Origin of the sequence: Streptomyces sp. NPDC058662 (assembly GCF_042716255.1) — a bacterium.
Taxonomy (GTDB): Bacteria; Actinomycetota; Actinomycetes; order Streptomycetales; family Streptomycetaceae; genus Streptomyces.
The window spans coordinates 1-18,895 of sequence record NZ_JBHXRU010000014.1 but is presented as its reverse complement, the minus strand read 5'-3'; the positions used below and the strand labels follow the sequence as shown (position 1 = coordinate 18,895).

At 73.0% G+C, this 18,895-nt stretch carries 20 protein-coding genes; 11 read left to right on the top strand and 9 right to left on the bottom strand.

Annotated elements, in window-relative coordinates; genetic code table 11:
* Window positions 1–17: 17 nt before the first annotated feature.
* On the bottom strand, window positions 18–680 hold the full coding sequence (locus ACFWUQ_RS08030; protein WP_030385883.1) for an O-methyltransferase: 663 nt from the start codon (window positions 678–680) through the stop codon (window positions 18–20).
* A gap of 143 nt (window positions 681–823) precedes the next feature.
* On the opposite strand from ACFWUQ_RS08030, the gene sigE reads away from it, so the two are divergent.
* The 5 genes from sigE to ACFWUQ_RS08005 all read left to right on the top strand — a co-directional run bounded on the left by sigE (window position 824) and on the right by ACFWUQ_RS08005 (window position 5,161).
* Entirely contained in the window at window positions 824–1,603 is a 780-nt protein-coding gene (gene sigE, locus ACFWUQ_RS08025; protein ID WP_384534472.1) for an RNA polymerase sigma factor SigE, read from the top strand.
* Window positions 1,600–2,277 (top strand): zf-HC2 domain-containing protein, encoded by a 678-nt coding sequence (locus ACFWUQ_RS08020; protein WP_384534469.1) that lies wholly within the window; start codon window positions 1,600–1,602, stop codon window positions 2,275–2,277. Before sigE ends, ACFWUQ_RS08020 begins: the two co-directional genes overlap by 4 nt.
* A 54-nt stretch (window positions 2,278–2,331) precedes the next feature.
* Entirely contained in the window at window positions 2,332–3,762 is a 1,431-nt protein-coding gene (locus ACFWUQ_RS08015) for a S1C family serine protease (RefSeq protein WP_384534467.1), read from the top strand.
* A gap of 117 nt (window positions 3,763–3,879) precedes the next feature.
* The gene (locus ACFWUQ_RS08010) at window positions 3,880–4,317 is read left to right on the top strand and encodes a sec-independent translocase (protein ID WP_384534464.1); all 438 of its coding nucleotides are present in this window, start codon (window positions 3,880–3,882) and stop codon (window positions 4,315–4,317) included.
* A gap of 112 nt (window positions 4,318–4,429) precedes the next feature.
* Window positions 4,430–5,161, top strand: coding sequence for a hypothetical protein (locus ACFWUQ_RS08005; protein ID WP_384534461.1), 732 nt, complete (start codon window positions 4,430–4,432; stop codon window positions 5,159–5,161).
* A gap of 121 nt (window positions 5,162–5,282) precedes the next feature.
* Here the strand turns inward: ACFWUQ_RS08005 and ACFWUQ_RS08000 are convergent, their stop codons facing one another.
* From ACFWUQ_RS08000 to ACFWUQ_RS07990, 3 genes are all read right to left on the bottom strand, one after another.
* Window positions 5,283–6,398 carry an Mrp/NBP35 family ATP-binding protein gene (locus tag ACFWUQ_RS08000; RefSeq protein ID WP_384534608.1) on the bottom strand — a complete coding sequence of 372 codons (1,116 nt, stop codon included), beginning with the start codon at window positions 6,396–6,398 and terminating at the stop codon, window positions 5,283–5,285.
* A gap of 96 nt (window positions 6,399–6,494) precedes the next feature.
* Window positions 6,495–7,001: a DUF1003 domain-containing protein gene (locus ACFWUQ_RS07995; protein ID WP_384534605.1), complete on the bottom strand. Its 507-nt coding sequence runs from the start codon at window positions 6,999–7,001 to the stop codon at window positions 6,495–6,497.
* A gap of 166 nt (window positions 7,002–7,167) precedes the next feature.
* Window positions 7,168–8,439: a magnesium transporter MgtE N-terminal domain-containing protein gene (locus ACFWUQ_RS07990; protein WP_384534459.1), complete on the bottom strand. Its 1,272-nt coding sequence runs from the start codon at window positions 8,437–8,439 to the stop codon at window positions 7,168–7,170.
* A 198-nt stretch (window positions 8,440–8,637) separates the two neighbouring features.
* On the opposite strand from ACFWUQ_RS07990, the gene ACFWUQ_RS07985 reads away from it, so the two are divergent.
* Window positions 8,638–9,408, top strand: a complete 771-nt coding sequence (locus tag ACFWUQ_RS07985) for a hypothetical protein (protein ID WP_384534456.1) — start codon at window positions 8,638–8,640, stop codon at window positions 9,406–9,408.
* Between the two features lie 10 nt (window positions 9,409–9,418).
* On the opposite strand, the gene ACFWUQ_RS07980 is transcribed toward ACFWUQ_RS07985, so the two are convergent.
* Together ACFWUQ_RS07980 and ACFWUQ_RS07975 are read right to left on the bottom strand one after the other, a co-directional pair.
* Window positions 9,419–9,934 carry a hypothetical protein gene (locus tag ACFWUQ_RS07980; protein ID WP_384534453.1) on the bottom strand — a complete coding sequence of 172 codons (516 nt, stop codon included), beginning with the start codon at window positions 9,932–9,934 and terminating at the stop codon, window positions 9,419–9,421.
* A 43-nt stretch (window positions 9,935–9,977) separates the two neighbouring features.
* Window positions 9,978–11,102 carry a magnesium and cobalt transport protein CorA gene (locus ACFWUQ_RS07975; RefSeq protein WP_384534450.1) on the bottom strand — a complete coding sequence of 375 codons (1,125 nt, stop codon included), beginning with the start codon at window positions 11,100–11,102 and terminating at the stop codon, window positions 9,978–9,980.
* 374 nt (window positions 11,103–11,476) lie between these two features.
* Here ACFWUQ_RS07975 and ACFWUQ_RS07970 point away from each other — a divergent pair, with 374 nt between their 5' ends.
* The 4 genes from ACFWUQ_RS07970 (at window position 11,477) to ACFWUQ_RS07955 (ending at window position 14,400) form a co-directional block, all read left to right on the top strand.
* A complete protein-coding gene (locus ACFWUQ_RS07970; protein WP_384534447.1) occupies window positions 11,477–12,061 on the top strand; it encodes a suppressor of fused domain protein in 585 nt (194 codons plus the stop codon).
* Window positions 12,062–12,121: 60 nt separating this feature from the next.
* Window positions 12,122–12,766 carry a DUF6758 family protein gene (locus tag ACFWUQ_RS07965; protein ID WP_384534444.1) on the top strand — a complete coding sequence of 215 codons (645 nt, stop codon included), beginning with the start codon at window positions 12,122–12,124 and terminating at the stop codon, window positions 12,764–12,766.
* 84 nt (window positions 12,767–12,850) lie between these two features.
* A complete protein-coding gene (locus tag ACFWUQ_RS07960) occupies window positions 12,851–13,714 on the top strand; it encodes a PHP domain-containing protein (protein WP_384534441.1) in 864 nt (287 codons plus the stop codon).
* An 80-nt stretch (window positions 13,715–13,794) separates the two neighbouring features.
* A complete protein-coding gene (locus ACFWUQ_RS07955) occupies window positions 13,795–14,400 on the top strand; it encodes a MarC family protein (RefSeq protein ID WP_384534438.1) in 606 nt (201 codons plus the stop codon).
* 69 nt (window positions 14,401–14,469) lie between these two features.
* Here the strand turns inward: ACFWUQ_RS07955 and ACFWUQ_RS07950 are convergent, their stop codons facing one another.
* From ACFWUQ_RS07950 to ACFWUQ_RS07940, 3 genes are all read right to left on the bottom strand, one after another.
* Entirely contained in the window at window positions 14,470–14,616 is a 147-nt protein-coding gene (locus ACFWUQ_RS07950; RefSeq protein ID WP_384534436.1) for a hypothetical protein, read from the bottom strand.
* Between the two features lie 99 nt (window positions 14,617–14,715).
* Complete coding sequence (locus ACFWUQ_RS07945) at window positions 14,716–15,570, bottom strand: alpha/beta fold hydrolase (protein ID WP_384534433.1); 855 nt, start codon at window positions 15,568–15,570, stop codon at window positions 14,716–14,718.
* Window positions 15,571–15,668: 98 nt separating this feature from the next.
* Window positions 15,669–17,621 (bottom strand): DEAD/DEAH box helicase, encoded by a 1,953-nt coding sequence (locus ACFWUQ_RS07940; RefSeq protein ID WP_384534430.1) that lies wholly within the window; start codon window positions 17,619–17,621, stop codon window positions 15,669–15,671.
* A gap of 441 nt (window positions 17,622–18,062) precedes the next feature.
* Here ACFWUQ_RS07940 and ACFWUQ_RS07935 point away from each other — a divergent pair, with 441 nt between their 5' ends.
* On the top strand, window positions 18,063–18,821 hold the full coding sequence (locus ACFWUQ_RS07935; RefSeq protein WP_384534427.1) for a ferritin-like fold-containing protein: 759 nt from the start codon (window positions 18,063–18,065) through the stop codon (window positions 18,819–18,821).
* Window positions 18,822–18,895 lie beyond the last annotated feature (74 nt).

The following is an 18,895-nucleotide window of genomic DNA, read 5'->3' as shown; positions in this document are numbered from 1 at the left end:
TCAGCGGGGCACGGGGCTCAGCGGCGCACGGCGCACAGGAGCCCGTCGCCCACCGGGAGCAGCGCGGCCTCCAGCGCCGGGCTCTCCCGCACGCTGCGCAGCAGCTCGCGGACCCGGAGCACCTCCACCGGCTGGGCCGCGGAGTCGACCGTGCGGCCGTCGGAGAAGACTCCCTCGAAGCACACCAGCCCGCCGGGACGCAGCAGGCGCAACGATTCGGCGAGGTAGTCGAGGGACTCGGACGGGTCCCCGTCGCAGAAGACGAGGTCGTACCCGCCGTCGGCGAGCCGGGGCAGGACGTCGAGCGCCCGGCCCGGGATGAAGCGGGCGCGGTTGCCGGCGAAGCCCGCGGCGCGGAAGGCCTGGCGGGCGAAGGCCTGGCGGTCGGCCTCGGGATCGACCGTGGTCAGGACCCCGTCGGGACGCATGCCGTGCAGGAGGTGGATGCCGGAGACCCCGGTCCCGGTCCCGATCTCGGCGACCGCCTTGGCGTCCGCGGTGGCGGCCAGCAGGCGCAGCGCGGCCCCGGTGCCGGGGGAGACGGAGCGCAGGCCCGCTTCCCTGGACCGGTCGCGGGCCCATCGCAGAGCGTCGTCCTCGGCGACAAACGCGTCGGCGAACGCCCAGCTCGTCTGCCGGTTGCCGGTAATGACCCTCTCCTGTCCCCATAGTTGGCGCAACGGTGACTGTATCCGTTGACGTCGGGAACCCGCAGATGGGACCGGGCGTTGAGGGGGATGAGGCGTCCGGTGCCCGGTCGGGGGCCCGGGGTGTGCAAAGTTACTGCAAAAACGCTTATCCAGAGCTGACGGAGGGGGTGGCTATGGTAGGGACTCCACTGGACACCACCGGAGCCGACAGGGGAGGTGCGGCTGCGCCTGTGGATCGTGGGGGCGTGTTCAGACGCCTCTTCTGGTCGGCGGGTGAGCCGAAATCCGTGACCGACATTGCTGACCGCTTCCACACCGCCGCCACCGCAACTACCGCGACCTTTGCCGACGATGCGGGCTCGCAGGCGTGGACCCCTCCCTCGTGGGAGGAGATCGTCAGCACGCACAGTGCGCGGGTCTACCGCCTCGCCTACCGTCTGACGGGCAACCAGCACGACGCCGAGGACCTCACGCAGGAAGTCTTCGTCCGTGTCTTCCGCTCGCTGTCCACGTACACCCCCGGCACCTTCGAGGGCTGGCTGCACCGGATCACCACGAACCTCTTCCTGGACATGGTCCGCCGCAAGCAGCGGATCCGCTTCGACGCGCTCGCCGACGACGCCGCGGAGCGGCTGCCGAGCCGCGAGCCGTCCCCGCAGCAGGTCCTGCACGACACGCACTTCGACGCGGACGTCCAGCAGGCGCTGGACACCCTCGCGCCCGAGTTCCGCGCCGCCGTGGTGCTGTGCGACATCGAGGGACTGTCCTACGAGGAGATCGCCGCCACGCTCGGCGTGAAGCTCGGTACCGTGCGCAGCCGGATCCACCGCGGCCGCTCGCACCTGCGCAAGGCGCTCAAGCACCGTTCCCCCCAGGCCCGCGCCGAGCAGCGCGCGCTGGCGGGAGTGGCGGTGGGCGCGCCCGGCGCCGGGGGAGAGGGCGGAGCCGAGTGAGCGCAGTCAGTCCGTCCCCCGCGGAACAACACCTGGGCGACCGCCTCGCCGCCCTCGTGGACGGGGAGTTGAAGCACGACACGCGCGAGCGGGTCCTGGCGCACCTGGCCACCTGCGCCAAGTGCAAGGCCGAGGCCGACGCGCAGCGCCGTTTGAAGACCATGTTCGTGGAGAGCGCGCCGCCGCCGCTGTCCGCGGGCCTGCTGGCGCGACTGCAGGGGCTGCCCGGCGGCGGCCCCGACGGCCCGGCCGGGCCGACGGGCCCGCAGGGCACGCCCGGTCCGCACGGCGGCGCGGGAGGCGACCCCTTCGCGTCGTTCGGGTACGCCCTGCCGGTCGCGGGCGGGCAGCGCCGGGAAGGCTTCCGGATCCACGAGGTGGGCCGGCCCCGCCGCCGCTTCGCCTTCGTCGCGGCCGGAGCCGTGTCGCTGGCCGCGCTCGCGCTGGGCGGCGCGCTGCCGCTGGAGACGGTGGAGCCGAACGCCCGGGGCGAGTACGCGCCGGCCCCGGCCTCCCGACCGGGCTCGGCCGTGCCCCTGGCCGACGCGATCGGCCGCGACCGGCTGCCCACGGCCGCCGCGGTCCCCTCCCTGCTGACCACCCGCTCGAACCCGCTTCCCCCGCTTCACCCCCACCCCACGGGCCCGGCCCGTCCGGTCTCCCTGCTGCGCTGACCCGGGACCTGGTTGAATCTGCGGCACACGCGCACACGCAGGCGGGGAGCGCCCATGGCCGACAGGCAGCAGACCGATCCGGCTCCGTCGTGGTGGAGCCGGCCCGAGGGACCGGCGGACGCCCGCCGGGACGGGGTGCCGTCCCCCCGCCCCGACGCCGGCGGCGAGCCCCGGCACCCGGACGCCGACCGGGAGCCGGCCTCCGGGCCGGAGCCCGGCCCGGAGCACGACGAGACGTACCAGCAGGCGGACGGGCAGGCCTACGGCCCGGCGGACGAGCGGACCTACCAGCAGGCGTACGGGCAGCCCGGCGAGGTCCGGTACGACCCCTGGGGCGAGCAGCCGCTCCAGGTCGTCGACCGGGGCCGCGGGCGGGGCGGCATCCGGCTCTGGCAGGCCGCCGCGCTCTGCGCGGGCAGCGCCCTGCTGGCCGGCGGGACCGGCGGATACCTCGGCGTGCTCGCGGAGCGCGAGGCCGGTACCCGGTTGGAGCTGCCCCAGGCCGGCGTCGCGGACCCGGGCCGGGCGCCCGACAGCGTGGCCGGGATCGCGGCCGCCGCGCTGCCCGGAGTGGTCACCCTGCACGTGCGGGGGGCCTCCGGAAGTGGCACGGGCACCGGCTTCGTACTGGACGCGCAGGGCCACATCCTGACCAACAACCACGTCGTCGCCGACGCCGGGGAGATAGCGGTCACTTTCAGCAGCGGCGAGAGCGCCACCGCCGAGCTGGTGGGCCGCGACTCCGGATACGACCTGGCCGTCGTCAAGGTCAGCGGGGTGCGGGGGCTCCGTCCGCTGACCCTCGGGAACTCCGAGAACGTACGGGTGGGCGACCCGGTGGTGGCCATCGGCGCCCCCTTCGACCTGTCGAACACCGTCACCGCCGGAATCATCAGCGCCACCGGCCGGCCCGTCACGGCGGGCGGTGACAAGGGCGACGGCAGCGACATCAGCTACGTCGACGCCCTCCAGACCGACGCCCCGATCAACCCGGGCAACTCCGGCGGCCCCCTCCTCGACTCCCGCGCGCACGTGATCGGCATCAACAGCGCGATCAAGGGCGCCGACAAGGGCGAGGGGGAGGGCGGCGACGGCGCCCGGCAGGGCGGCTCGATCGGACTCGGCTTCGCGATCCCCGTCAACCAGGGCAAACGGGTCGCCGAGGAGCTCATCCGCACCGGCCGGGCCACCCACCCCGTCATCGGCGTGACCCTCGACATGCAGTACACGGGCGACGGCGCCCGGGTCGGGGACGAGGCCGCGGACGGCAAGCCGCCCGTGGTCGCCGGCGGGCCCGCCGCGCGCGCCGGGATCAGGGCCGGAGACGTGATCACGAAGGTGGACGGGCAGCGCGTCCGGGGCGGCGACGAGCTGATCATCAGGATTCGGTCCCACCGGCCGGGGGATCCGCTGACCCTCACGGTCCTGCGCGCGGGCCGCGAGCGGACCCTGGACGTGGTCCTCGGCTCGGCGAACGGCTCGTGAGCGGGGCATGACCTGCGGGTGAAACCGGTCCGGGGCCGGTACACGGGTATGGCCCCCCGGGGATGGCCGGGTACCGTGTCTCCGGGCCCGAAGTGAAAAGAGCCGAGGAGCGGCAAGGTGTTCAACGACATAGGCGCACTCGAACTGGTCACGATCGTGGTGCTCGCCATCCTCATCTTCGGCCCGGAGAAGCTGCCCAAGGTCATCCAGGACGTCACGGGCGTCATCCGGAAGATCCGCGCTTTCTCGGACAGTGCGAAGCACGACATCCGCTCCGAACTCGGCCCGGAGTTCAAGGACTTCGAGTTCGAGGACCTGAATCCCAAGACGTTCATCCGCAAGCAGCTGAGCGAGAACGAGGACCTCAAGGAGCTCCGCACCAGCTTCGATCTCCGCAAGGAGCTGAACGACGTCACCGACGCCGTCAACAGCAAGGAGGCGGACGCCGCCCCCGGCGGCGCCGCCACGCCCGCCGGCACCGGCCCGGACCTGCTGAAGAAGCCCGTGGCCCCGGCCGCCGACCAGCGCGCGCGCTTCGACGCCGACGCCACCTGAGCCCCAGCCTGCCCGGCGATCCGGGGTCGGATGGCTATCCTCCATCTGTCCGGACCCAGGACGCCCGAGGGGGGCTGGCCGTTCCGGACCCCACGGAACGAAAGGCCGCCAGATGGAGACGACGAGCAGCAGCCGGGTGGGTGCGCAGACCGCCGAGGCACCCGCCCCCGCCGCCGCACCCGCTCAGGACGAACAGAACCCGCAGGCCGGCGGGGTGCAGCCACCGGAGGCGGGCGCGCCCGTCCCGGCGGCCCGCCGCACGGCGGACGGCTACCTGAGGGCCGACTTCCCCTGGTACGGGCTGGACGGGGCCTTCACGGGCCCCCGCTGGCTCATGCAGGTCGGTACCGCCGCCGACGGGACGGTGGAGCACGGCTCCACCGGCCACGGCGACGAGCCCTCGGCGCGCGGCGAGATCGCCACCGGGGAGAAGGAGCGCTTCGCGGTGGTCGTGACCGTCGCGAGCAATCCGCTGCGCCGCAGCGGCGACGGCACCGGCGTCCTGGAGGCCACCTCGGTCTCCTCGGCCGCCTGGCTGGCCGGCTCGGGGCTGCTGGCCTACAGCTGGCCCGGACAGATGGACCACACGCTCCGCGACGACTGGCTCGACCAGCAGACCGAGGCCGCCTGGGAGCTCGCCGACGACCTCGACGGCGAGGACTGGTCCACCCTCTCGCTGCCGGTCGACGGGGAGCCGACCACCTTCCACTACCGCGAGTCGGAGTTCGGCTGGGTGCTGGCGGGCTCGACGAGCAGCGGGGTGCACCTGGGCGCGTACGGGCGCGGGATGAGCGCCTACGGGCTCGGCTTCGCCGCCATCGCGGACTTCGCCGCGTACGAGTAGGCCCGTACGGCCGCGCGCGGCGGGTACGGCCGGTGGTGCTGCCGCCGCCCCGGACACGCGGAAGGGCACCGCCGGTCGGCGGTGCCCTTCGCGGCGGTACGGCCCGGTGCGGGCCGCGCGCTCAGAACTTGTTGCGCGGGGTGATGCCCAGGGACATGCCCGACAGGCCGCGCGCGCGGCCGCCCAGCTTGCCCGCGATCGCGCGCAGCGCCGCCCCGGCCGGGGAGTCCGGGTCGGACAGGACCACGGGCTTGCCCTCGTCGCCGCCCTCGCGCAGCCTGACGTCGATCGGGATCGAGCCGAGCACCGGCACGGTCGCGCCGACGGTCTTGGTCAGCCCGTCGGCGACCTTCTGGCCGCCGCCCGAGCCGAAGACGTCGACCATCTCGTCGCAGTGCGGGCACGGCAGCCCGGACATGTTCTCGACGACGCCGACGATCTTCTGGTGGGTCTGCACGGCGATCGAGCCGGCCCGCTCCGCGACCTCGGCCGCGGCCTGCTGCGGGGTGGTCACGACGAGGATCTCCGCGTTCGGCACCAGCTGGGCCACCGAGATCGCGATGTCGCCGGTGCCCGGCGGCAGGTCCAGCAGCAGCACGTCCAGGTCGCCCCAGAACACGTCGGCCAGGAACTGCTGGAGCGCCCGGTGCAGCATCGGGCCGCGCCACACCACGGGCGCGTTGCCGGGGGTGAACATGCCGATGGAGATGACCTTCACACCGTGCGCCGAGGGCGGCATGATCATGTTCTCGACCTGGGTCGGACGCCCGTCGACGCCCAGCATGCGCGGCACGCTGTGACCGTAGATGTCCGCGTCGACCACGCCGACCTTCAGGCCGTCGGCGGCCATCGCGGCGGCGAGGTTGACGGTGACGGAGGACTTGCCGACACCGCCCTTGCCGGAGGCGACGGCGTAGACGCGGGTCAGCGAGCCGGGCTGCGCGAACGGGACCTCGCGCTCGGCGGTGCCGCCGCGCAGCGTGGCCGCCAGCTCCTTGCGCTGCTCGTCGCCCATCACGTCCAGGGACACGGCGACCGAGGTGACGCCCGCGACCCGCTCGACGGCCTCGGTGACGTTCTTGGTGATCGTCTCGCGCATGGGGCAGCCCGACACGGTCAGGTAGACCGTGACGGCGACGGCGCCGCCATCACCGATCTCCACCGATTTGACCATGCCGAGCTCGGTGATCGGCCGGTGGATCTCAGGGTCGTTCACCGTCGACAGCGCGTCCAGGATCGCGTCCTGGTCGGGCGCGTCGGCGGCGTCGGCGGAGCTTGTCTCGGTAGCCATGCCCCGATGGTACGGCTCGGTAGCACGCCGCGGGAAAGGCCGCTAGCGGTCAGCTTCGTCACTCTCGGGCGGGAATAGGTGCCGCTCGTCCATTTCCTTGATCAGATCCTGGAACTCGGATCTGATCCAGTCACGCGTGGCGACCTCGCCGAGGCCCATCCGCAGGGCCGCGATCTCCCGCGTCAGGTACTCGGTGTCGGCGATCGAGCGCTCGTTCTGCTTGCGGTCCTGCTCCAGATTGACGCGGTCGCGGTCGTCCTGCCGGTTCTGCGCGAGCAGGATCAGCGGGGCCGCGTACGAGGCCTGGAGCGACAGCATCAGCGTCAGGAAGATGAACGGGTACTGGTCGAACCGCAGGTCGTCCGGGGCGAAGATGTTCCACAGCACCCAGAGGATGATGACCAGCGTCATCCATACGATGAACCGCCCCGTGCCCAGGAAGCGGGCCACCCGCTCCGAGAGCCGCCCGAAGGCCTCCGGGTCGTACTCGGGCAGCAGCGACCGGCGCGGCGCGCGCGGCTGGTCCAACCGGACGCGCGAGCGCGTCAGCGCGCTCGCCCCCGTGCCCTGGGCGGATTTCGCGCTCCGCTCGCCAAAACGTTCCGTCGGGCCCTCTGCCGACCCGTGCTCGCGCGCCGCGAGCCGTGCCTGCTCGCGCCGCTCCCGGATCTGCTCCCGGCGCCGCTCGCGGGCCTGCTGCTCGCCGCGCCCCCGTTCAGTGGCCACTCACGGCCTCCTCGGAATGGAAGTCCGTCTCCCGCCAGTCGTCCGGCAGCAGGTGGTCCAGTACGTCGTCGACCGTCACCGCGCCCAGCAGCGAACCGCTCTCGTCGACCACCGGCACGGCCACCATGTTGTACGCGGCCAGGTAGCTGGTCACCACCGGCAGCGAGGCGTCCGGCCGCAGCGGTGGCAGCCCCGTGTCCACGATCGAGCTGACCAGCGTGAACGGCGGGTCCCGCAGCAGCCGCTGGAAGTGCACCGTGCCCAGGTACTTGCCCGTCGGCGTCTCGTCGGGCGGCCGGCACACGTACACCTGCGCGGCGAGGGCCGGCGAGAGGTCCGCCTGCCGGACGCGGGCCAGGGCGTCCGCGACCGTCGCGTCCGGCCGCAGCACGATCGGCTCGGTGGTCATCAGGCCGCCCGCTGTGTTCTCCTCGTAGGACAGCAGGCGGCGCACGTCGGCCGCGTCGTCCGGCTGCATCAGGGTCAGCAGCCGCTCCTGGTCGTCCGCGGGCAGCTCGGACAGCAGGTCCGCGGCGTCGTCCGGGTCCATCGCCTCCAGGACGTCGGCGGCCCGCTCCTCCTTGAGCTTTCCGAGGATCTCCACCTGCTCGTCCTCGGGCAGCTCCTCCATGACGTCCGCGAGCCGGTCGTCGTCGAGGGCGCTGGCCACCTCGGCGCGCCGCTTCGGCGACAGGTGGTGCAGGACGTTCGCCACGTCGGCCGCGCGCATCTGCTCGAAGGTGGCGACCAGGTTCTCGGCGCCCTGGCCGTGCTCCTCCAGCGAGAGGCCCGTGATCGCCGACCACTCCACCGTCAGGGTCTCGCCGCGCCGCCGCAGGGCGCCCGACTTGCCCTTCCGTACGAAGATCCGATCGATCTCCCAGTCCCGGCGGGCGGGCAGCTGCTGGATGGCCACGTCCAGGACGGTGACCTCCTCCTCGGTGGCCACCAGCGTCACCCGCCGGTCCAAAAGTTCGCCGAGGACGAGCCGTTCGGTGGGCCGCTGCTCGAAGCGCCGCATGTTCACGACGCCGGTGGTGATGACCTGTCCGGACTCCACGCCCGTGACCCGGGTCATCGGCAGGAAGATGCGGCGCCGCGTGACCACCTCGACGACCAGGCCGAGCAGCCGCGGCGGGCGGCCGCCGACCCGCAGCATGGCCACGAGGTCGCGGACCCGGCCGACCTGGTCGCCGTTGGGGTCGAAGACGGGCACACCCGACAGATGCGAGACGAAGATCCGCGGGGCGCCTGCAGCCATCCGAGCGCCTCCTAGAGCGTCCACCAACATTTCTGCCGCCCCTCAGGCTAGCCCGTGCCCGGGGCAAGCGTCCTGGTGGGGCGGTCCGGCCGGGGACGTGGCGCCCCGCCCCCGGGGGCGGGGGCGCGGTCGAGGGGGGCGACGGACGGACGGGTACGCTGCCTGCTGCCGCAGCCGACCGACGAGAGGCACCCGCCCGTGACCGCCTACCCCCCTGCCGCCCGGCTGCGCCGGGCCGCCCTCATCGGTGCGTTGTGCGCGGGCCTCGCCGTCACCGGTGCGGGGTGCGGCAAGGATCCGGACGAGGGCACGAACGGCGTCGGCAAGCTGTCGGCCGACAAGATCGAGGCGAAGGCGAAGGCGGCGGCGACGGAGGCCGAATCGGTGCACCTGTCCGGCACGCTGGTCAGCGGCGGCAAGACCTTCACACTGGACATGCGGCTGAAGTCGGACGGCGGCTCGGGCGAGGTGAAGTCCCAGGACGACACCTTCCAGCTGCTGCGGGTGGGCGAGCAGCTCTACCTCAAGGCGAGCGCCGCGTTCTGGGGGCAGTCCGACTCCGCCGGCAAGCTCGGGGACAAGTACGTGAAGGTGCCCGAGGGCGACCCCTCGTACAAGCAGTTCCGCGGGTTCACCGACATGGACGTCCTGCTGGACGGGCTGCTCGGCCTGGAGGGCAAACTCGCCAAGGGGGAGTACACCAGCGTCGGCAGGACCAGGGCCGTCCAGGTCACGGCCGACGCGGGCAAGGGCGGAAAGCTCTCCGTCTCCCTGGAGGGGACCCCTTACCCGCTGCTGATGGAACGCGCCGGCGGCGCCGGCCGGGTGGAACTGGCGGAGTGGGGACAGGCCTTCCCGCTGGCCCCGCCCGCGCAGGACCAGACCGTCGACTACGGGTCTCAGCTGCCGACGACCAAGGACAGCTCGAACAAGGGGTCGGGCCAGGGGTCGAACCCCGCCGGGCCCTAGCCGACCTGGGTCAGCGGGGGGCTCTGGGCTTCCGCTTCAGCAGGAGCTTCGGCAGGCCGGCCGGGATCTCGCGGCGGGTCGTCGCGGGGGAGCCCAGGGGGGCCGCGGCCAGGGAGCCGTCCGGCAGCGTCGCCGCGACCGCACGCGGCTCCAGGCGCAGCAGCCGGCACTCGCGGGCCCAGCGTTCGGTCATCTCCTCCGAGTCCGGCGCGTTCAGCCGCTTGCCCTTGAGCTCGGCGACCGCCCCCGCCCACTCCTCGGAACGCGGCGCGAGCTCCCGCACCGCCGCCGTCCACGCCACCAGCCGGCCGCCCTTGTCCTTGCTGCGCACGGTCACCTCGGCCGCCGCCCCGTCCGCCAGCCCCGGGAACGGCTGCTCGCCGGGACCGTCCCCCAGCACGTGGGCGGCGCCGTCCACCCACGCGTGCCACAGGGCGCGGTCCTCCCCGGCGCCCCGGACCCAGATCAGGCCGGACTTCTTGGTGGCCTCCTCGACGAGGGCCAGGTCGAGCGCGCTGAGAGTCATGCGCACCAGAGTAGGGGGTGTGCCCGTACCCGCCCCGGGCCGGTCAGAGCCAGCCGTGGCGCCGCAGCGCCCGGTGGATCGTGAAGCAGATCCCGACGATCGAGGCCATCACCATCGGGTAGCCGTACTGCCACCGCAGCTCCGGCATGTGATCGAAGTTCATCCCGTAGACCCCGCAGATCATCGTCGGCACGGCGATGATCGCCGCCCAGGAGGTGATCTTGCGCATGTCCTCGTTCTGAGCCACCGTCGCCTGCGCCAGATTGGCCTGGAGGATCGAGTTCAGCAGCTCGTCGAAGCCCACCACCTGCTCGTGCACCCGCGCGAGGTGGTCGGCCACGTCCCGGAAGTACTTCTGGATGTCCGGGTCGACCAGCCGCATCGGGCGCTCGCTCAGCAGCTCCATCGGGCGCAGCAGCGGGGAGACCGCCCGCTTGAACTCCAATACCTCGCGCTTGAGCTGGTAGATGCGCCCCGCGTCACCGCCGCGCGTACTGCCCTTGGCGGGGGCGGCGAAGACGGCGCTCTCCACCTCGTCGATGTCGTCCTGTACCGCGGCCGCGACCGCGATGTAGCCGTCGACGACGTGGTCGGCGATGGAGTGCAGGACCGACGAGGGGCCCTTGGCCAGCAGGTCGGGGTCGTCCTGGAGGCGGTGGCGCAGCCCCTTGAGGGAGCCCTGACCGCCGTGCCGGACGGTGATGACGAAGTCGGGGCCGGTGAAGCACATCACCTCGCCGGTCTCCACGACCTCGCTCGTGGAGGTCAGTTCCGCGTGGTCGACGTAGTGGATGGTCTTGAAGACGGTGAAGAGGGTGTCGTCGTAGCGCTCCAGCTTCGGCCGCTGGTGCGCGTGCACCGCGTCCTCCACGGCCAGCGGGTGCAGTCCGAAGGTGGCGGCGATCCCCGCGAACTCCGCCTCCGTCGGCTCGTGCAGGCCGATCCAGGCGAAGCCGCCGTCCTCGCGGACCCGGCGCATCGCCTCACGCGGCGTCAGGCACGAGGAGCCCCGCTCCCGCGCGTCGCGCCGGCCGTCGCGGTACACGGCGCAGTCGACCACCGCGCTGCTCGCGGACGGGTCCCGGGTCGTGTCGTAGCCGGGCTGGGCGGGGGTGGACTTGCGCAGCGACGGACGGACGGCCGCACGCAGGTAGGGCAGCATCGACATGACAGGCTCCTTCGCGCGCACGGCTGCGGACCGTACGGGTGGGAGACCCTCCCCCGGCGGGCGGGCAGGCCCGGGCAGGCGGAAGGAAGCAGGACGGGAGGATGGAGTTCTGCCGTCGCTCTTCTACTGATCAGAAGATCACAGGGGGCGGGAGGCGCCCGTCACAGAAGTGGAAGAGCGATCGGTACTGCACGATCGACTTCGATCCATCGCAGCCCCACCTCCTCCGGCCGGTCCCCCGTGAGGGACGTCCTGTAGCCCGGGCGCCGCAGCACCGCTTCCGCGTGCGGCCCCGAACAGCTGTCAACACTATCAGCCGACGGATGGTCAAGACCCGCCCTTTACCCGCCTGATACGAGTTCTATGCTCGCTCCATGGCAGAAATTCTGGCTCTCGTCGAGGCCCGGCTCCGCTCCGCGTTCGGCGAGCCCGACGCACGCGCCGCCGTCACCTTCCTGGGCACCGACCGCATCGAGGTACTCCGCTTCGCCGGGGACGACCTCGTGCGCTACGCGACCCTGGGCATGTCCGCGCATCCGATGACCGATCCCACCGCCGTGGTCGCCGATCCCGTCCGCGGGCCGCGCGCCGAGCTGGTGCTGACCGTGCGGGCCGGACGCGCCCCCACCGACAAACTGCTCAGGCCGCTCGCGGTCCTGGCCGCCTCACCCCAGGTCGAGGGGCTGATCGTGGCCCCCGGCGCCTCCTTGGACGTGGGCGAACCCCTGTGGGACGGGGCCTCGTTCAGCTCCGTCCTCGTCGCGGAGCCGGGCGGCCTGGTCGAGGACCTGGAGCTGGACGAGCCCATGGAGGCGGTGCGGTTCCTGCCGCTGCTGCCCATGACGGCGAACGAGGCGGCCTGGAAGCGCGTCCACGGCGCGGCGGCCCTTCAGGAGCGCTGGCTCGCGCGCGGCACCGATCTGCGGGACCCTCTCCGTACGGCTGTCGCACTGGACTGACCGCCCGGACGGGTGATCGCGTCTTGACGGGGCGCCGGGCGGGGAGGAGCGTGGCTTCTTATGAGGGGTGAACCGAGTTGCCCGAAGTGCGGTGGCCGGGTCAGGGCGCCCGGACTCTTCTCCGACTCCTGGCAGTGCGCCCTGCACGATGCCGTGCACCCTCTGCAACCCGTCATCCCACCCAGCGTCGAGGGCCTGGGCGTCGTCGTCCACCGGGCCCGGGTGCCGGTGTGGATGCCGTGGCCGCTGCCCGTGGGCTGGCTCTTCACCGGGGTGGCGTCCGCGGGTGACGACCGCAGCGGCGGCCGCGCGACGGCCGTGGCCTGCTCGGGGCCGGGGCCGCTGGGCGGCATTGGCGAGCTGCTGCTGATCGCCGAGGAGCTGGGCGTCGGCCTCGGGGCCCGGTACGCGGGGATCGACGGCCCGGACCCGGGCCCGTTCATGGACGTCTCCGCCCCACCGCACGCCAAGGTGGTCGCGGCGGGCCGCCCCACCCCGCTGTGGCACGTCAAGGGCGCCCCCGACGACCGGGCCGTCTTCGCCGGTGAGGCGCGGGGCCTGTGGCTGTGGGCGATCGTCTGGCCGGAGCAGTCGGGCCTGCTCATGTACGACGAGCTCGTACTCACCGACCTGCGCGACGCGGGAGCCGAGATCGAGCTCCTGCCGTGCGGCGCCCTGAGCCCGCGCGTCCTGGGCCCGGCCTGATCCCCGGCAGGGGTTGATCGGAGGGGGGCCGCGGCGCGGTTATCCTGGAGTGTCCCCCGTCCGTGCGAACTCTGGAGCCAGGCTGTGCGCATCGACCTGCACGCCCACTCCACAGCCTCCGACGGTACGGACACCCCTGCCGAGCTGGTGCTCAACGCCGCCCGCGCCGGACTGGACGTGGTCGCGCTGACCGACCACGACACCGTCGGCGGGCACGCCGAGGCACTCGCCGTCCTGCCCGCGGGACTGACCCTGGTCACCGGTGCGGAACTGTCCTGCCGCCTCGACGGGATCGGGACGCACATGCTCGCGTACCTCTTCGATCCTCGGGAGCCCGAGTTCTCGCGCGAGCGCGAGCTCGTCCGGGACGACCGCACCCCCCGCGCGCAGGCCATGGTCGCGAAGCTGCGGGCGCTCGGCGTGGACATCACCTGGGAGCGGGTCGCCCGGATCGCGGGCGACGGCTCCGTGGGACGGCCGCACCTGGCGACCGCGCTCGTCGAGCTGGGGGTCGTGGCCACGGTCTCGGACGCCTTCACACCCGAGTGGCTCGCCGACGGCGGCCGTGCGTACGCGGGGAAGCACGAGCTGAACCCCTTCGACGCGGTCCGCCTGGTCAAGGCGGCCGGCGGTGTCACCGTCCTCGCGCACCCCGCCGCCGTCAAGCGCGGCCGGTGCGTGTCCGAGGCGGACATAGCCGCCCTGGCCGACGCGGGCCTGGACGGCATCGAGGTGGACCACATGGACCACGACGCCGGCACCCGCGCGCGGCTGCGCGGCCTGGCGGCGGACCTCGGACTGCTGGTCACCGGCTCCAGCGACTACCACGGCAGCCGCAAGACCTGCCGCCTCGGGGAGTACACGACCGACCCCGAGATCTACGGCGAGATCACCCGCCGGGCCACCGGGGCCTTCCCCGTGCCCGGCGCCGGCGGACCGGGCCGCTGAGAGCCGCGTAGCGCCGGCCCGCCCCACCCGTCCCACCCCCTTTTCTCTCGCGACACCCCTCTCTCCTGCAAGGCATCACTGTGTTCGACTTCGCCGTCTTCGGATCCCTTTTTCTTACGCTTTTTGTGATTATGGACCCCCCGGGGATCACGCCGATCTTCCTCGCCCTGACCTCGGGCCGCCCCGCGAAGGTGCAGCGCCGGATGGCCTGGCAGGCCGTCTGCGTGGCCTTCGGCGTCATCGCCGTCTTCGGACTCTGCGGCCAGCAGATCCTGAACTACCTGCACGTCTCCGTCCCGGCGCTGATGATCGCCGGTGGCCTGCTGCTCCTGCTCATCGCGCTCGACCTGCTCACCGGCAAGATGGACGAGCCGAAGCAGACCAAGGACGTCAATGTCGCCCTGGTCCCCCTGGGCATGCCGCTGCTGGCCGGGCCCGGCGCGATCGTGTCCGTCATCCTGGCCGTCCAGAAGGCCGACGGGCCCACCGCGCAGGTCTCCGTGTGGGCCGCGATCGTCGCCATGCACGTCGTCCTGTGGATCACCATGCGGTACTCGCTCGTGATCATCCGGGTCATCAAGGACGGCGGGGTCGTGCTCGTGACGCGGCTCGCCGGCATGATGCTCTCCGCCATCGCGGTCCAGCAGATCATCAACGGTGTGCTGCAGGTCGTCCGGGGCGCCTGAGCGCACGCGCGAACGCCCCCGCACCGGATCGGTGCGGGGGCGTCGGCACGAGTGGGCCGGGCCGGAGCCTCAGCAGGCGGCGGCCGGCCGGATCAGGATGCGCTGGCCGACAGCGGCGGCCTGCTGCACGATCCGGTTGACGGAGGCCGCGTCCACGACGGTGCTGTCCACGGCGCTTCCGTCGACATCGTCCAGGCGCAGAATCTCGAAGCGCACGGGCTTCTCCCTTCGTCGGTGTTCTCCTTGCACAGGTATTAACGAAGTGTAAGGGGCAAACATTCCCTACGCTAAGGAAATTTTTTCACTCGCTAAGGACTACCTGGCGCAGGCGTCCCAGAACGCCACCAGCGCATCGGCCGTGACCTGCGGATTCTCCGCGTTGGGGGAGTGCTCGGCGGCCGGCACCACCACCCGTTCCGCCCCCAGCCGCTGCGCCATGTCGTCCATCGACGGCACCGGCCAGGCATAGTCCACCGTTCCGGACAGCACCAGCATCGGCAGCGGCACGGCCGCCAGCTCCTCCACCCGATCCGGCTCGGAGATCAGCGTCCGGCCCGTGACGATCAACTGCTCGGGGACCGTGGCCAGCCACCGCTCCCGCAGGAAGGCCAGCAGCTCGGGAGAGTCCTCCCCGCCGTCCGGCGGGTCCTGGGACCGCATCGCGGTCCACAGCGCGGGCATGTCGTCCCCCATCTCCTCCAGCGCGGCCACCAGCAGCTTCGTCCGGGCCCGCTGGACCTCCTCGATCGCCGCGGGCCCGCTGCTCATCAACGTGAGCGAGGCGAAGGGGGCGGGGTCGCGCAGCACCGCGGCCCGCGCGATCAGCCCGCCCAGCGAGTGCCCGACCAGGTGCACCGGGCCCCCGCCCAGGGCGCGCACCTGGGCCAGGAGGTCGCCGGCCAGCTCCTCCAGGGCGTACGGGGCCTCCTGGCGCGGCCCCGGGCTCTCGTACTGGCCGCGCCCGTCGACGGCGACCACCCGGTAGCCCGCCGCGGCCAAGGGCTCCAGGAGCGCGATGAAGTCCTCCTTGCTGCCCGTGAAACCGGGGACCAGCAGGGCGGTACCCCGCACGGGCGCACCGGCCTCGTGCGCGGCGAAGGCGCCGCGGTCGGTCGTGAGGCGGTACGCGCGCGCGTCGGACGGCAGGATGAGGCTCGGCGGCTTGCTCATGCCGCTCACGGTACTGGCCGGTCACCCCGGGCGGGAACGCCGCCGGCCCGGCCCCCTGGACGGGGGACCGGGCCGGTGCTGGGCTGCGCTGCGGGTTCCTACGCCTCCGGGGAGGCGGCGGCCTTGCGGGTACGGGTGCGCTTCGGCTTGGCCGGAGCCTCCTCCGCGGCGGCCGGAGCCGCAGCGGGGGCCGACTCGGAGACCCGGCGGGGCCGGGACCGCTGCGCCCGCACGGGCTCGACGGGCGGGGCCATCTGGAAGTCCGGTTCGGGCGCGGCGTCCACGACCCGGCGGACGCGGGCACGCTGCGGCCGGACCGGAGCCTCCTCCGCCACCGCGGCGGCCGGAGCCGCCGGAGCGGCCTCGGCGACCTTGCGGGCCCGGGTGCGCTTCGGCTTGGCCGGGGCCTCGTCCGCGACCGGGGCCTCGACGACGGCGGCCTCGGCCACCTCGGCGGCGGCCTTGCGGGTCCGGGTGCGCTTGGGCTTCGCCGGAGCGTCCTCGGCGGCCGGAGCCTCGACGAGCGCGGCCGGAGCGGCCTCCAGGACGGCGACGGGGGCCGCCGCGGCGACCGGAGCGGCGTCCAGGACGGCCACCGACGCGGCCGGAGCCGGTACGGAAGCACGGGTACGGCGACGGCGCGGCCTGCGCGCCTCGTCCGCGGCCTCGGGGGCCTCGGCGGCCGGCGTCACCGGGGCGGCCGACTCGGAGCCCGCCTCGGACCCGCCCCGCGTACGGCGGCGCTGGCGCGGCGTACGGGTACGGGCCGGACGGTCCTCGACCACCTCGGCGGCGGCCGGGGCCGGGCCGCGACCGCCGCGGCCGCCACGGCCGCCGGTCTCGCCCAGGTCCTCAAGGTCCTCGGCCTTCAGGCCGGCCCGCGTGCGCTCGGCGCGCGGCAGGATGCCCTTGGTGCCGGCCGGGATGTTCAGCTCCTCGAACAGGTGGGGCGACGTGGAGTACGTCTCCACCGGGTCGTGGAAGTCCAGCCCCAGCGCCTTGTTGATCAGCTGCCAGCGCGGGATGTCGTCCCAGTCGACCAGCGTGACGGCGATGCCCTTCTTGCCCGCGCGGCCGGTGCGGCCCACGCGGTGCAGGAAGGTCTTCTCGTCCTCGGGCGTCTGGTAGTTGATGACGTGCGTGACGCCCTCGACGTCGATGCCGCGCGCGGCGACATCGGTGCACACCAGCACGTCGACCTTGCCGTTGCGGAACGCGCGCAGGGCCTGCTCGCGCGCGCCCTGGCCCAGGTCGCCGTGGACGGCGCCGGAGGCGAAGCCGCGCTTCTCCAGCTGCTCGGCGATGTCGGCCGCCGTGCGCTTGGTGCGGCAGAAGATCATGGCCAGGCCGCGGCCCTCGGCCTGCAGGATGCGGGAGACGAGCTCCGGCTTGTCCATGTTGTGCGCGCGGAAGACGTGCTGCGCGGTGTTGGCGACCGTCGCGCCCTCGCCGTCCTCGGACACGGCGCTGATGTGCGTGGGCTGCGTCATGTACCGGCGGGCCAGTCCGATGACCGCACCCGGCATGGTCGCCGAGAACAGCATCGTCTGACGCTTCGGCGGCAGGTAGCTCATGATCCTCTCGACGTCGGGCAGGAAGCCCAGGTCGAGCATCTCGTCGGCCTCGTCCAGGACCAGGGCCCGGACGTGGGAGAGGTCGAGCTTCTTCTGGCCGGCCAGGTCGAGCAGGCGGCCCGGGGTGCCGACGATGATGTCGACGCCCTTCTTGAGCGCCTCGACCTGGGGTTCGTACGCGCGCCCGCCGTATATGGCGAGGACGCGGACGTTGCGGACCTTGCCCGCGGTCAGGAGGTCGTTGGTCACCTGGGTGCACAGCTCGCGGGTCGGAACCACCACGAGGGCCTGCGGGGCGTCGGTCAGCTGCTCGGGCCGGGCCCGGCCCGCCTCGACGTCCGCGGGGACGGTGACCCGCTCCAGCAGCGGAAGGCCGAAACCGAGCGTCTTGCCGGTTCCGGTCTTGGCCTGGCCGATGACGTCCGTGCCGGAGAGGGCGACGGGGAGGGTCATCTCCTGGATCGGGAAGGGGGACACGATGCCGACGGCCTCAAGGGCTTCGGCGGTCTCGGGGAGAATCCCGAGGTCTCGGAACGTAGTCAGGGTGCTGCCTCTTCTGTGAGACGCGGCGCGAGGCGGCGAGGGGGGTCGTACCGTGCCGGGCTTGCAGTACTGCGACGTACGTACAAAGCTGCGCGGGACCACTGGCCTTCGCTCAAGCGCTTGTGCCGCTGAGGGGGCCCCTCATGGGTGGCGGCACGTATGAACGCACGCACCCCGCAGAGGGCGGGTCGGTTGGAGCCGATCGGGCCACCGACCGGGCATCCTCATTCGGATGGCCCGCCGAGTATCCGGCAGGCGCATTACCACTGTACCCCGGAATCCCGCAGCTGTGTCGGGTGAATTCACCGGGTAGGCGCTCGCAGGCGGACTGACCAGGTGCTTCGCGGTCCTTTGGGGACGGCTATTGTGCGGAGCATGTCGACCGTAGAAAACGCCTCGCCCGCCGACGACAGCACTCCCCCCGAAACGGTGGGCATCGCCGCTCAGGACTGGGCGGCCGCCTCGGCCTCGCCGCAGTACCGGGCCGCCGTCGTGGACCTGCTCGGCGCGCTCGCGTACGGAGAGCTCGCGGCCTTCGAGCGCCTCGCGGAGGACGCGAAGCTCGCGCCCACCCTCGACGACAAGGCCGAGCTCGCCGCCATGGCCTCCGCGGAGTTCCACCACTTCGAACGGCTGCGCGACCGGCTCGCGGCCATTGAGACCGAGCCCACCGCCGCCATGCAGCCCTTCGCCAAGGGCGTGGACGACTTCCACCGCCAGACCGCGCCCTCCGACTGGCTGGAAGGCCTGGTCAAGGCCTACGTCGGCGACTCGATCGCCAGCGACTTCTACCGCGAGGTCGCCACCCACCTGGACACCGACACCCGCGCCCTGGTGCTCGGCGTGCTGGACGACACCGGCCACGGCAACTTCGCCGTGGAGAAGGTGCGCGCCGCGATCGAGGCCGATCCGCGCTGCGGCGGCCGGCTCGCGCTCTGGGCCCGCCGGCTGATGGGCGAGGCCCTCTCGCAGGCCCAGCGCGTGGTGGCCGAGCGCGACGCGCTCTCCACCATGCTCGTCGGCGGTGTCGACGGAATGGCGGCGGGCTTCGACCTGGCGGCCGTCGGTGAGATGTTCACCCGCATCACCAAGGCGCACACCAAGCGGATGGCGGCCCTGGGCCTCGCGGCCTAGCGAAACCGGCCCGCTCCTCGCGGACGGGAGCCGGATACGGGCGGGGCCCGGCGCGAGCTTTCCGCGCCGGGCCC

Coding starts and splice junctions, on each gene's coding strand:
- sigE (WP_384534472.1), top strand. CDS start 824: ATGGTAGGGACTCCACTGGACACCACCGGAGCCGACAGGGGAGGTGCG.
- ACFWUQ_RS08015 (WP_384534467.1), top strand. CDS start 2,332: ATGGCCGACAGGCAGCAGACCGATCCGGCTCCGTCGTGGTGGAGCCGG.
- ACFWUQ_RS08005 (WP_384534461.1), top strand. CDS start 4,430: ATGGAGACGACGAGCAGCAGCCGGGTGGGTGCGCAGACCGCCGAGGCA.
- ACFWUQ_RS07990 (WP_384534459.1), bottom strand. CDS start 8,439: ATGGCTGCAGGCGCCCCGCGGATCTTCGTCTCGCATCTGTCGGGTGTG.
- ACFWUQ_RS07980 (WP_384534453.1), bottom strand. CDS start 9,934: ATGACTCTCAGCGCGCTCGACCTGGCCCTCGTCGAGGAGGCCACCAAG.
- ACFWUQ_RS07975 (WP_384534450.1), bottom strand. CDS start 11,102: ATGTCGATGCTGCCCTACCTGCGTGCGGCCGTCCGTCCGTCGCTGCGC.
- ACFWUQ_RS07970 (WP_384534447.1), top strand. CDS start 11,477: ATGGCAGAAATTCTGGCTCTCGTCGAGGCCCGGCTCCGCTCCGCGTTC.
- ACFWUQ_RS07965 (WP_384534444.1), top strand. CDS start 12,122: ATGAGGGGTGAACCGAGTTGCCCGAAGTGCGGTGGCCGGGTCAGGGCG.
- ACFWUQ_RS07945 (WP_384534433.1), bottom strand. CDS start 15,570: ATGAGCAAGCCGCCGAGCCTCATCCTGCCGTCCGACGCGCGCGCGTAC.
- ACFWUQ_RS07935 (WP_384534427.1), top strand. CDS start 18,063: ATGTCGACCGTAGAAAACGCCTCGCCCGCCGACGACAGCACTCCCCCC.